11 protein-coding genes are annotated in these 12,806 nt (G+C 71.8%); 3 read left to right on the top strand and 8 right to left on the bottom strand.

Features of this window, described 5'->3' with window-relative positions:
- The first annotated feature begins 140 nt into the window (after nt 1-140).
- The 3 genes from ABH937_RS22965 to ABH937_RS22955 are packed head-to-tail and all read left to right on the top strand — an operon-like array spanning nt 141 to nt 4,464.
- Nucleotides 141-2,369, top strand: coding sequence for an MMPL family transporter (locus ABH937_RS22965; RefSeq protein ID WP_370219275.1), 2,229 nt, complete (start codon nt 141-143; stop codon nt 2,367-2,369).
- 3 nt (nt 2,370-2,372) lie between these two features.
- Entirely contained in the window at nt 2,373-3,074 is a 702-nt protein-coding gene (locus ABH937_RS22960) for a response regulator transcription factor (protein WP_280693012.1), read from the top strand.
- Nucleotides 3,031-4,464, top strand: a complete 1,434-nt coding sequence (locus tag ABH937_RS22955; RefSeq protein ID WP_280693013.1) for a HAMP domain-containing sensor histidine kinase — start codon at nt 3,031-3,033, stop codon at nt 4,462-4,464. The genes ABH937_RS22960 and ABH937_RS22955 overlap by 44 nt, the downstream gene beginning before the upstream one ends.
- A 14-nt stretch (nt 4,465-4,478) precedes the next feature.
- Here ABH937_RS22955 and ABH937_RS22950 read toward each other — a convergent pair whose 3' ends face one another.
- From ABH937_RS22950 to ABH937_RS22915, 8 genes are all read right to left on the bottom strand, one after another.
- On the bottom strand, nt 4,479-5,609 hold the full coding sequence (locus tag ABH937_RS22950; RefSeq protein WP_370219274.1) for a glycoside hydrolase family 3 N-terminal domain-containing protein: 1,131 nt from the start codon (nt 5,607-5,609) through the stop codon (nt 4,479-4,481).
- A gap of 135 nt (nt 5,610-5,744) precedes the next feature.
- Nucleotides 5,745-6,806 carry a phosphatidylinositol-specific phospholipase C domain-containing protein gene (locus ABH937_RS22945; protein WP_280693015.1) on the bottom strand — a complete coding sequence of 354 codons (1,062 nt, stop codon included), beginning with the start codon at nt 6,804-6,806 and terminating at the stop codon, nt 5,745-5,747.
- Between the two features lie 165 nt (nt 6,807-6,971).
- Nucleotides 6,972-7,712 carry an amino acid ABC transporter ATP-binding protein gene (locus ABH937_RS22940; protein ID WP_280693016.1) on the bottom strand — a complete coding sequence of 247 codons (741 nt, stop codon included), beginning with the start codon at nt 7,710-7,712 and terminating at the stop codon, nt 6,972-6,974.
- Nucleotides 7,709-8,623, bottom strand: coding sequence for an amino acid ABC transporter permease (locus tag ABH937_RS22935; protein WP_280693017.1), 915 nt, complete (start codon nt 8,621-8,623; stop codon nt 7,709-7,711). The genes ABH937_RS22940 and ABH937_RS22935 overlap by 4 nt, the downstream gene beginning before the upstream one ends.
- A gap of 14 nt (nt 8,624-8,637) precedes the next feature.
- Nucleotides 8,638-9,507 (bottom strand): ABC transporter substrate-binding protein, encoded by an 870-nt coding sequence (locus ABH937_RS22930; RefSeq protein ID WP_280693018.1) that lies wholly within the window; start codon nt 9,505-9,507, stop codon nt 8,638-8,640.
- A 226-nt stretch (nt 9,508-9,733) separates the two neighbouring features.
- A complete protein-coding gene (locus ABH937_RS22925) occupies nt 9,734-10,585 on the bottom strand; it encodes an SAM hydroxide adenosyltransferase (RefSeq protein ID WP_280693020.1) in 852 nt (283 codons plus the stop codon).
- Nucleotides 10,586-10,848: 263 nt separating this feature from the next.
- Complete coding sequence (locus tag ABH937_RS22920; RefSeq protein WP_280693022.1) at nt 10,849-12,036, bottom strand: XdhC family protein; 1,188 nt, start codon at nt 12,034-12,036, stop codon at nt 10,849-10,851.
- A 10-nt stretch (nt 12,037-12,046) separates the two neighbouring features.
- Nucleotides 12,047-12,754 (bottom strand): SRPBCC family protein, encoded by a 708-nt coding sequence (locus tag ABH937_RS22915; protein ID WP_280693023.1) that lies wholly within the window; start codon nt 12,752-12,754, stop codon nt 12,047-12,049.
- Nucleotides 12,755-12,806 lie beyond the last annotated feature (52 nt).

Here is a 12,806-nt window from a genome sequence, read left to right as displayed (position 1 = left end):
TTGCTATAGCAGACTGCATGATGCGAGGCCCCAACGCGAGACCGGCCGGTTAAGGGAATCGAAAGGTGCCCCCTCCTAGCGTCGTGAACGTCGCTGGCCCGTGCCCCTGCGGACCAGCCCGCTCCTGGAGGTGGTTCTTCGTGGAACGCTTCGCCGCGTTCGTCATGCGGCATCGTGTGTGGGTCGGCCTGGCCTGGGTCGCGCTCACTGTCGTCGGGGTGCTGATCGCGCCCCAGGTCGCCGGCCGTCTCAAGAGCGGTACCACGGTCAACACGGCCAGTTACCACGCCAACACCGCGATCGCGAAGGAGTACGGCGGGGCCGGCGCCAACCCCAGCGTGCTGGTCGTCGACCTGCCGCGGGGCGCCACCGCCGACAGCACCGCCGTGGCGGCCGGCCTCGCCGCCGCCGACCGGACCGCCACCGCCGTCCCCGGGGTGCGCGACCTGTCCTTCGCCAACACCGGTGACCGCGCCCTGGTCGGCGCCGGCGGGACCTCCACCCTGGTGATGGTCTACCCGCCCGAGCCCGGCATCGCGGTCGCCCCGCCGGTGCTGGACGCGATGAGCAACGCGATCACCCACGCGGTCCCCGGCACCACCGTGCACCAGACCGGCATCGAGCAGCTCAGCGCCGGCGGCACCAGCGGCGGGTCCAGCGTGCTGACCGAGCTGCTGGTCGGTGTGGGGCTCGCCCTGCTCGTGCTGGCCTGGGTGTTCGGCTCCGCCCTCGCCCTGCTGCCGCTGCTGTCCGCCATCATCTCCGTGCTGACCATGCAACTGGCCGTCTGGGGCCTGACCTACGCCACCAACATCGCCATCAACCCCTCGGTGCAGTTCATCGTCGCCCTGCTGGGCCTCGGCCTCTCGATCGACTACGCGCTGCTGCTGGTCAACCGCTGGCGCGAGGAGCGCGACCAAGGCGCCGACAACAGGCAGGCGGTGCTGCACTCGCTGCACAAGGCCGGGCACTCGGTGGCGTTCAGCGCGCTGATCGCCTCGCTGGGACTGTTCGCGCTGATGGTGGTCCCCGTCTCGTTCCTGCAAGGCGTCGGCCTGTCCGGCCTGTTCATCCCCTCCATCGCGGCGCTGGTGGCGCTGACCACCATCCCGCTGCTGCTGGTCACCGTCGGGCCGCGCCTGGACCGGATCCGGCTGCACCACCGCAGGAGCACCGCCTCCGACACCATGTGGACCCGCACCGCGCGCACCATCGTGGCCTGGCCCAAGACCGCGGCCCTGCTCGGCGCGGGCATCCTGGGCACCCTGTGCGCCTTCGGACTGACCATCAACATCGCCGCCCCGGCGTCCACTTCACTGGCCGCGAACGGCCCGGCGCAGCAGGGTCTGGTCGCGCTGCAGCACGACGGGTTCCCCACCGGCGTGTTGACCCCGGTCCCGATCGAACTCCCGGCCGGCACCGACCCCGCGAGCACCGCTGCGACCCTGCGGGCCGTACCGGACCTGCACGGCGTCCTGGTCGCGAACACCCCGGCCTGGCAGCACGCCGGCAGCTCGGTGATCATGGGCCTGCCCAACAGCGAGATCGGCACCGCCCACGCCGGCAGCGCGCTGGCGAACCTGCGCGCCGCGGCGCCGCACAACGCGATGATCGGCGGCGACCAGGTCCAGGCGAGCGATGTCGCCCACATCATGTCCTCCTGGTTCCCGCTCCTGCTGGGCCTGGTGGCCCTGCTGACCTTCGTGCTGCTGGCCCGGGGCATGCGCTCGCTGCTGCTGCCCGCCAAGGCCGTCGCCCTGAACGTGCTGTCGGTCGGCGCCGCGTACGGCGTGCTGGTGCTCGTCTGGCAGCTCGGCTGGGGCTCGAACGCCCTGTGGGGCATCCCGGCGACCGGATCGATCAGCCCGTTCGTGCCGATGCTGCTCTTCGGCTTCCTGTTCGGGGTGTCGATGGACTACGAGGTGTTCATCCTGTCCCGGATCCGCGAGGCCTTCGATCGCACCGGACGCACCAACGACGCCGTGGTCGAAGGCGTCTCCAGGACCGGACGGCTGGTCACCAGCGCCGCGCTGATCCTCTTCCTGGCGCTGATCTCGCTCTCCTCCTCGCCGGACGTGACGATCAAGATGATGGCCACCGGCATGGCGGCCGGCGTGCTGATCGACGCCCTGGTCGTGCGCACCCTGCTCACCCCGGCGCTGGTGGTGCTCTTCGGGCGCGCCAACTGGTACCTGCCCGGCTGGGCCGCCCGGCTGCTGCGGGTCGAGCCGAGCGCCCCGACGGCGGACCCGCAGCGCGAAGGCGCGGGGCACGAAGGCGCGGAGCACGAAAGCGGTGAGCACGACGGCGAGTACGAGCACGACGGCGCGATGAGCGCGGCGGGCACCCACCCGTCCGGGCAAGCTTGAGCCATGCGCATCCTGGTGATCGAAGACGACGAGGCCCTCGGGGCGTCCCTGACCTGGGGACTGCGGGCCGAGGGCTACGCCGTGCAGCTGTCGGCCGACGGCACCGAGGGGCTCTGGCAGGCGACCGAGCACGACTTCGACCTGATCATCCTCGACGTCATGCTCCCCGGCCTGGACGGCTACCAGATCTGCGCGCGGCTGCGCGAAGCCGGGAACTGGACGCCGATCCTGATGCTCACCGCCATGGACGCACCCCTCGACCAGGCCGAGGGACTGGACCTGGGCGCCGACGACTACCTGACCAAACCCTTCGTCTATCCGGTCCTGCTCGCCCACATCCGCTCGCTGCTGCGGCGCGGCGCGCCCCCGCGCCCGGCCCTGCTGCGGGCCGGCGAGCTGACGCTGGATCCGGCCACCCGGGTGGTCCGCCGCGCCGGCCGGGCGATCGCGCTGACGCCGGGTGAGCTCGCGGTGCTGGAGTACCTGCTGCGGGCCGAGGGTCGCGCCGTCTCCAAGAGCGAACTGCTGGAACACTGCTGGGACACCGCCTCGCAGGCCGACCCGGCCGTGGTCGAGGTCCGCGTGCACCACCTGCGCCGCAAGATCGACCAACCGTTCGCCACCCGCACCATCGAGACGGTCCGAGGATCGGGGTACCGCATTGACCCGCACCACGACCCGCAGCACGACCCGCAGCACGCCTAGCCGTTCGCTGCGGCTGCGGCTCACGCTGCTGGCGACGCTCGCCATCACCGTGACCGTCACGCTCGCCACGGCCGTCCTGGTCATCACGCTGGTCAGCTCGGTCCGGTCGAACGTGGTGACCACGCTGGACGCCTACGCGGACTCGGTCGGGCACTCCGCCGTCGACGGGCGCTGGCCGCAGCCGCTGCCGCCCTCCCCCGGCGACCGGACCGTGTGGGCCCAGGTGGTGAACCCGGACGGCACGGTGATCGCCGCCACCGCCAACGTCGCGGGCCAGCCCGCCCTCTACACACTGGCCCCCGGCAGCACCTCGCCCCACCCCGCACCCGGCGCGCCCGGCCACGGGGACGAACAGGTGATCGCCCAGCGCTACGTCATCGGCACGCAGCCGGTGGTCGTCTACGCCGGCGGCTCCACCGAACTGCTCGGCATCCTGACCAACGACATCCAGGGGCACCTGCTCTACGTCGTGCCGCTGGTCCTGCTCGGCTCGGTCGGCGTCTCCTGGCTGCTGATCGGCCGAACCCTGCGCCCGGTCGAACGGATCCGCGCCGAGGCCGCCGAGATCACCGGCAGCGACCTGCACCGGCGGATCCCCGAGCCGGACAGCGACGACGAGATCGGCCGCCTGGCCCGCACCCTGAACACCATGCTCGACCGCCTGGAGGCCTCCGCCGCCCGCCAGCGCCGCTTCGTCGCCGACGCCTCCCACGAACTGCGCACCCCCCTCGCGGCCGTGCGCACCTCGATGGAGGTCGGTCTCGCCCACCCGGACCTGGCCCCCTGGCCCGAACTGGCGAGCCGTACCGTGGCCGAGACCACCCGGCTGCAACGCCTGGTCGACGCACTCCTGTTGCTGGCCCGCTCCGACGACGACACCCTGTTGCGCCACCGCGAGCCGGTCGACCTCGCCGCGCTCGCCCGGACCGCGATCGACGCGGCGCCGGCGCGGGTCGCCGTCGAGCCGCACGCCACCGGCACGGTGCACGTCCTCGGCGACCCCGACCAGCTCACCCGGCTGATCCGCAACCTGCTCGACAACGCCGAGCGCCACGCCGACCAGCACATCGAGGTGACCGTGACCACGGACGGTCCGGCCACCGCCGTCCTCACCGTCGCCGACGACGGCCCGGGCATCGCGCCCGAGGACCGCGACCGCGTCTTCGACCGCTTCGTCCGCCTCCAGGCCGCCCGGACCCGCCACGCCGGAGAGGCCACCGGCACCGGGCTCGGACTGTCGATCGCCCGCGACATCGCCACCGCCCACGGCGGCACCATCAGCGTCGGCCCGACCACCACGAGCGGCGGCGGCCAGGCGGAACGCGGTGCGACGTTCACCGTCCGCCTGCCCGCCCTCTCCCCCGACGGCTCCGCAGGAATTGCCCGCTGACCAGGCCGAGCGGCTCAGCGCAGGGTGTTCCGGAGGTCGACGATCCGGTGCAGCGCCTGCTCGAACTCCCTTCGTGCCAGGTCGCCGCAGTCCAACGCGCTCGCCAACCCCTCGACCACCGCCTGTCCGTGCGACACGTCACGGGTCGCCTCCAGGATCAGGTCCATCCCGGCCCGGGCCGCCGTCACCGCGTTCTGCGCAGGGGTACCGAACGCGCTGATCGCGCCCGCGTTGATCGCGTCGGTGACGGTCACCCCCTCGAAGCGGTGCCGCCGGCGCAGCTCCCGGTGGATGATCCGCGGGGAGAAGGCCGCAGGAACGCCCGGGTCCAGGTTGGTGTAGATCGCCCAGCTGACCATGACCAGCTTGACTCCGGCGGCGATCGCCGAGGTGTACGGGTGCTCGTCGATGCTGCGCAGGTCGGCCAGCGGTGTGGTGAGGGTGACCGGTCCCAGGTCGGTGTTCTGCTGGGCGGTGGCCGGGCCCAGTCCCGGGAAGTGCTTGGCGGTGGCCGCGACGCCGACGGCCTGCTGCGCCCCGATGAAGGACCGGCCGCAGGTCGCCACCACCTCCGGGTCCGAGCTGAACGACCGTTGGAACTGGTCGTCGAAGTCGCCGGGCGTACGGAAGACATCCAGCACCGGCGCCAGGTTGAGGTTCACTCCGGCCCCGCGCAGCAGCAGCCCGGCGTCATGGCCGGCGCTCGCCGCGGTCGCCGCCGGGTCCGCGGACGCACCGATCTGCTTCGCCGAAAGCACCGGAGCTCCGGGCAACCGCCGCACCAGGCCGCCCTCCTGATCGGTCATCACCAGCAGCGGGGCATCCACCGGGCTGCTCCGGTTGGCGTCGTGCAGCTGCTGGACGGCGGCGGTGATCTGCGGCAGGCCGGTCACGTTCTCGCCGAAGAGGATGACCCCGCCGCACTCGCCGGCGGCGATCGCGTCGAGCAGGCTCTGCGGGACGGTGGGACCGGGATAGGAGAAGATCACTCGCTGTCCGGCGAGCTGACGTGGCGTCAGATACCGCGCCGGGCGGGCGGTGGCGGCGCTCGCGGGCGTGGTCAGGCCCAGTCCGGCCGCGGCGGCGAGGCCGGCACCGGCGAGCAGTGTGCCACGGCGGGAGAGCTGGGTCCTCGAGCAGTCCATGACGTACCTCCGGTAGATTCCCCGAGCACCGGTCTACAGAAGCTGCTCACGCCTGCCGTGGAGCCACGCCCGGCTGTCCCCGATCGGCCTACGGTCCGTGACGGCGGGCCTCGCCGTCACGGACCGGGTCCCGTCCTAGCCGCGCGGGAGCTGCTGACCCAACACCGTCGGCAGACCCGTCCAGTCGCAGGAGACGAACGAGGCGTGCGCGGCCGCGAGTCGGGCCACCCGGGCGAGTGCGTCGGCCTGGCTCGGGGCGGTGTCGGAGAGCGTGGGGTTCACGTTCTGGGCGTCGGTCATGACCAGCAGGTAGTGGTTGGTGTCGTACCAGGAGGTGTCGATGCCCCCGTCGACGAAGGCGTGCGCGTCGCCGTCGAAGACGACGAACCACGGGCGCAGCGAGGTGTCGGGGTAGCGGGTGCGGGGGTCGCCGGCGGCGGCGCCGAGGACGGAGGGGAAGATCTGCGCCTGGTCGAGCGTGCCCGCCGCCTGGAGCGCGGCCAGGTGCTGGGCGTACTCGGTGTCGGTCCACAGGTGGTCGAAGGGGTTGTTCATCTCGAACGTCCCCGGGATCGCCTCCAGGATCACCTTCCCGGCCAGCGCCGAGCGCGTCGGCCAGTTCCCGGCGCGCGCCGCCGCGTCGAGCGTCGGGTAGCCGCCCAGCAGGTCGGCCGGGCGGTAGACGTCCGCGCCCAGGTGGGCCTGGACCAGCGCGTCCAGCTCGGTCGGGCCGAGGCCGATCGTGGCGTCGAATCCCGCCTTCATCTCCAGCTTGACCATGATCGGCGGGTGGCCGGGGTGGGCCGCGAGCCAGATCCGGATGTCGTCCAGGCAGCTGCCGAGGTCCTTGTTGGCGCCACCTTGGTAGAGGTCGGCGGTGGTGGTCGCGTCGACGCAGTTGTTCTTGTTGCCCAGCGGGTTGGAGTGACTGACCTTCCACTCGTGGGTGAAGGGATCCACCCAGGTGTCCAGCTCGATCAGCGAGGCCCCGGTGTCCAACGCGTTGGCCAGGAAGGGGAACTGGGTGGTGTCGTCGTAGGTGTTGTGGAGGCCGACCGAGGTGCCGGCGGCGAGCGAGAGGCCACCGGTGTCGGCGGCGAGGGACGACCCGGTGGCGAGTGGCAGTGCGAAGGCTACGGCGGCGAGCACGGTGGCCACGCGGCGAACCGGACGGGCGAGCGCAGGCAGGAAGGACATGGGACCTCCGGGAGCGGGGGTGGGCCTTCTGGCATGTACGCGGGAGAGGGTAGCGCGGGACGGTGGCGCCGACATGTCGCTGCGTCAAATAGCCGTGGCGAATCATGGTCGGTCAAGTCGTGGCCGCAGCAGCCGTGTTGCCGCGCGGCCGTCCCCCGACAGTCCCTACCGTTCCAGCACGCGGGAGAGGAAGCGCCGGGTCGACCCGTGGCGCGGGTCGGTGAGCACCTGCTCCGCGGTGCCCTGCTCGCGGATCACGCCGTCCTCGAGGAAGCAGACCTGGTCGGCGGCCTCCCGGGCGAAGCCCATCTCGTGGGTGGCCATCAGGATGGTCAGGCCCCGCTGCTTGAGGTCCGCGACCACGTCCAGCACCTCTCCCACCAGTTCGGGGTCGAGTGCCGAGGTGATCTCGTCGAAGAGGAGCAACTCCGGTTCGGTGGCCAGCGCGCGGGCGATCGCGGCACGCTGTTGCTGGCCGCCGGAGAGCCGGTCCGGGTAGTCGTGCGCCTTGTCGGCCAGTCCCAGCCGCGCCAGCAGCTCCCGCGCCGACTCCTCGGCCTGCTTGCGCGGCACCTTGTGCACCTGGCGCGGCGCGAGGGTGATGTTGTCCAGCACGCTCAGGTGCGGGAACAGGTTGTAGGCCTGGAAGACTATGCCGATCCGCCGGCGGGCGACGTTCGCGTCCAGGCGGGGATCGGTCAGCTCGGTCGCGCCCAGGTGGACGGTGCCGTCGTCGACCACGTCCAGCAGGTCCACGCAGCGCAGCAGCGTCGACTTGCCGGAGCCGGAACCGCCGATCAGGCAGACCACCTGGTGCTCGGCGACGTCCAGGTCGATCGAGCGCAGGACCAGCCGTGAACCATGGCTCTTGCGCAGGCCGCGAATCCGCAGCAACGGCTCGCTCATGCTCCCGCCTCCGCCCAGGTGCGCTGCGCCGCACGGCGCTGCAGTCGATCGGCGTACCTGGTCAGCGGGATGGTCACCGCGATGAACAGGAGCGCCGCCCCCAGGTAGGGGGTGTAGTTGAACGCGAAGTCCGCCTTGATCTGCGCGACCCGCAGCGCCTCCAGCGGCCCGAGCACGGCGACCAGCGCGGTGTCCTTCTGCAGCGCGATGAAGTCGTTGAGCAGCGGCGGCAGCACGTTGCGCACCGCCTGCGGCAGGATCACCCGCCGCAGGGTCTGCGCCTCGCTCAGGCCGAGCGCCCGCGCGGCGTTGCGCTGCGCGGGGTGCACCGAGTTCAGCCCGGCCCGCAGCACCTCGCCGACGTAGGCGCCGTAGGAGAGCACCAGCGCGATCACCCCGAGGACCCACGGCTGGGTGGGGGTGCCCTGCAACTGGAGCGCCGGGAGTCCGAAGCCGACCAGGAAGACCAGCAGCAGGGTCGGCACCCCGCGGAACACGTCGACGTACAGGGTGGCGGCCAGCCGCACGGGTTGCAGGCCCGGCGCGCGGGTCACCCGCACCAGCGCGACCAGCAGGCCCAGGGCCAGGATCAGCACCTCGGCGATCAGGAACATCTGGATGTTGAGCAGGAAGCCGCTCAGGATCGCGGGAAGCGTCCTGCGGAACTCCGCGCCGTCCAGGAAGAGGCTGTGCACCCGGTCCCAGCCCGGCGAGGCGACCGCGGCCGCCCCCACCGCCAGCAGGAAGGCCAGGGTGCAGAGGGTCGCGATCCAGCTGTTGCGCCGCTTGCGGGTCCGGCGGAACCGCTCGCGCTCCTGCTGCAGGGGGCTGGGGCGGTACTCCTGCCCCGGTGACGCCTGCCCGGACGGCTGGGCCGGCTGGTTCAGCTCGGCGGTGGGCTGCTGCTCCACTGTTCGACCCGCGCTTACTTGAGCTCGGGGGCGTTGGCCGAGGCCGACAGCCACTGGGAGGTGATCCGGTCGAGCGTGCCGTCGGCCTTGAGCCCGGCGAGCGCCTGGTTCACGCAGGAGGTCAACCCGCTGCCCTTGTGCAGCAGCAGGCCGAACTGCTCCGGCGTGCCGCCGTCGTAGCCGAACTGGCCGACGATCTTTCCGTTGTCCAGCTCCGAGCCCGCCAGGTAGAAGACGGTCGGCAGGTCGGTCACCACCACGTCGATCTGACCGTTCTTCAGCGCGTTGACCTCGTCGTTGGTGGTGTTGAAGACGCTCGGCTGCTGGGTGGGCTTGATCTGGTCGAGTACCGCCTGGTAGCTGGTGGTGGCCACCTGGACGCCGATCCTGGCGTCCTTGAGCGCGGCCAGCGAACCGGCCCCCGCGTACTTGGACTTGTCCAGAACCAGCACGGCCTGACTGGCCGTGTAGTAACTGGTGGAGAAGTCCACCGCCTTGGCTCGCTCCGGAGTGCTCGAGATCTCGTTGATGTCGAAGTCGAAATCCTTCGCCCCGGGGGCATAGGAATTGTCGAACGGTTCGACCGCCCACTTGACCTGACTCTGGGTGAAGCCGAGCTTGGCGGCCACCGCATAGGCCACCGCGCTCTCGAAGCCCTTGCCGTCGGCCGGGGCGTTGCTGTCGAACCACGGCGCGTAGGCCGGGGAATCGGTGGCGACGGTCAGTTGGCCCTGCTTGAACAGGTTCGGACTGCTCGGCGAGCAGGCGGCGGCACCGGAGGCGGCGGACGAGGCCGTGGCCTGCGGCTGGGGTGCGCAGGCGGCGGCCGTCAGCACGACGGCGGCCCCCAGCGAGACGGCAACGGCCTTACGGGCACGGGACATGGGAGATTCCTTGCAGAGATGTCCAGAACGGACGGTGCGGAGAGAGGGGCTGGGACGGTGCACTCGGCAACGCGGATCAGCAACACAGATCAGCGGCGCAACGCACGTGGTCGACATGGCGGCGGCGTACCAGCGGGAGGGTTCCGGACATGCGCTTCAGCATTCCGGGCGGCGCGACGCGCTGTCAATTGAGGTGATTACCGTTCGGTAACGCCCGGACAACATGTCAGCTGGTGAGATGAAAGACCCGATCACCTTCGCGCAGGCCGAACATTTCGGCCGCCGAGCCACCGCGTACGACCAGTTCGGCGAATCCGAGGCCCGAACTCCCCGTGGTGATCCCCGGTTCGCCGTACGGGACATCGGGCAACCGGTCGTAACAGCGCACCCGGACACTGCCGCCGTCGCGGCCACTGCGGACCGGCAGACCGGCCACCTCCTGGTAGCCGGGGATGGCGGCGGCGGGCCGGTCGAGCTTGCAGTTCCCGAAGTTGTCCACCACGGCGACCCGCACCGCACCGGCCTCCCCCGCCTCCTGACCGGGTGTCACCAGCGCGTGCGGCCGCGCGGGGACCGGGCGGCCGTCCACCAGCCAGCGGGCCAGCAGCGGCACGTACCAGAGGCTGCGGAACTGGGTCCGCGCGATCTCCTCGACCTCGGCCGGCGCCAGCTCGGCCCACTGGGCGGCGGCGGCCTCCAACACCTCGCGCACGTCGGTGACATGAACCTCCGTCAGCCCCAGGAAGGTCGACAGGGGCGCCAGCACCCTGGGGTTCAGGGTGCTGATCACCAGGTGCTCCCGGTGGCGGAAGTAGCAGAACGGCGCTCCGTTGGGCCAGTGGCCGTCCCGCGGCGCGATGTTGACCAGCACGACGGCCGGGTGCGTCGGTCCGCCGACCAGGTCGGTGGCGCGCAGCAGGTCGAGCAGCGTGAGCGCGGCCACGCCTTCCGGGTCCGGCCCGGCCAGCGGGAGGACGCTCGGCGTGGCACCGAACAGGGCGGCGATCCTGGCGGACTGCCGGGCCAGCGCGTTCGGGTCGGCACAGTCGGTGAGGGAGATGACCGGTGGCTGGGTCATGGCGGGGGTTCTCCTGCGGTATCGAGACAAGGTATCGGGACAACAAAAAACGGACCCTCCGTTTCCGGAGGGTCCGTCGCGTCCTGCGCGCACACGGCTTCGCTAGCGAAGCGCCTCCGAAGTTCGGGGCATCATTCGCATCATGGCGAGTGCGGTGGTGTGCAGCATGGGGCGGACTCTAACACCACGCGGGGCCGCATCCACCACCCCGACCAGCATGCGGACCGCGCTGCGGTCGTCACACGATGGACAGGATGGAAGCGTCAGTCTGCCGCGAGCCGGGCCGGCGACTGCTCGCCCAGCGCCAGGGCGGTGTGGATGGGCCCCTCGGTGCGGGCGAGCGGCCGGCCGGTGCCGCCCCAGCGGACGGCGATGATCTCGGCGGCGATGGAGACGGCCGTCTCCTGCGGGGTGCGGGCGCCGAGATCGAGCCCGGCCGGGGCGGACAGTCGCGCCAACTCGACGTCGTTCAGCCCGACTTCGCGTAGCCGGGCGAGCCGGTCGCGGTGCGTGCGACGCGAGCCCAGCGCGCCGACATAGGCGAGCTGGGGCAGGCGCAGGGCGCAGCTCAGCAGCGGGACGTCGAACTTGGGGTCATGGGTCAGCACGGCGACCACCGTCCGGTCGTCGATCCGCCCAGCTTCGGCCGCCTCGGCCAGGTACTCGTGCGGCCAGCGCACCACCACCTCGTGCGCGTGCGGGAACCGGGCGGCGGTGGCGAAGACCGAGCGCGCGTCGCACACCGTGACCCGGTAGCCCAGGAATGCGCCGAGTTCGGCGAAGGCGGCGGCGAAGTCGATGGCGCCGAACACCAGCAGGCGGGGCGGCGGGACGAACGAGCAGACGAAGACGGCCAGTCGGTCGGAATCGGCCGACGCGTCGCCGTCCACGCAGCGGCCCGCCAGGTCGTACTCGCGCAGCGCGGTCGTGCCGTGGTCGAGCAGGCCCCGGACATCGATGGTCACCGCGCGGTCGAGTGCGGTCGAGCCCAACGTGCCCGCGTCGCGGTCGGGCCAGACCACCAGCCTGCTGCCGATCGCGCCCGGCCCGGCGTCCGGACCGGTCACCACGGTGGCCACCGCGACAGCCTGACGATCCGTCAATGAGCGCATCAGGTCGGGCAGTTCGGGGAAGGTGCGACGGGACACCGGCTCGACGAAGACCTGGATGGTGCCGCCGCAGGTCAGCCCCACCTCGAAGGCGTCGTCGTCACTCACCCCGTAGGTCCGCAACACCGGGCGTCCCGAGACGCGCGCGGCGCTCGCCTCCTCGTACACCGCGCCCTCGACGCAGCCGCCCGACACGCTGCCGACCACGGTGCCGGCGGCGGACACCGCCATGGCGGCACCGGGCCGGCGCGGCGCGCTGCGGAAGGTGCGGACCACGGTGCCGAGCGCGAAGGTCTCACCCGCCAGGTACCACGGGTACACCTCGTCGAGGATGTCGCGCACCTGGTCCCCCTCACGGCCGGGGTCGGTGGCAGCAGCGGGCCCGGCGCAACCCGAGCGCGAGGCCGAGCAGGGCCAGTGCGGCGAGGGCGACCGGAGCCAGGCGCCTGGCCACCGGCCCACGGGCCAGCGCGAGCAGGTCGAGCGGCTCGTTCTCGGCCGGGGCGGCGGTCGGCAACGGCGCCGGCGCTACAAGTGGTGCGGGGGCTTCGGGTGCTGCTTCGGGCGCTGCAGCGGCTTCGGGTGCTACGGCTGCGGCTGCGGGCTCAGGCTCACGCTCGGTGGCCAGGCGTGCCTCCAGGCAGTCCACGAACCGGGCCAGCAGCTTGCCGCTGATCTCCGTCATGACGCCTTTGCCGAACTGGGCCACCTTCCCCGTGACGCTGAGGTTGGTCTCCACCGTCACCCGGGTGCCGTCGCCGTCCGGCACGAGCCGCGCGGTGATGTGCGCGTCGGCGTTGCCCTGGCCGTGGGTGTCACGTCCGGTGGCCTTGAGCCGGACGGTGCGGGTCGCCTCGTCCCGCTCCTCGAACGAGGCGGTGCCCCGGTACTGGACGGTGACCGCGCCCACCCTGATCTTGACCGTCCCGTGGAACACGTCGCCGTCGACCTCGGTGAGCTGGGCCCCCGGCATACAGGGGGCCAGCCGCTCGACGTCGGTGAAGAGCTCCCAGGCCGGTTCCATCGGCAGGCTCACCCGGAACTCGTTGCTGAACTCCATGCGGACGAGCCTCCTTGCCCGGAGCGACCCCCCTCGTGCAACGGTTCGCCGC

This window comes from Kitasatospora sp. GAS1066B (assembly GCF_041262605.1).
In the GTDB taxonomy this organism is placed as follows: Bacteria; Actinomycetota; Actinomycetes; order Streptomycetales; family Streptomycetaceae; genus Kitasatospora.
Note: the sequence above shows the minus strand (reverse complement) of the source record. Positions and strands in the feature narration are given on the sequence as shown.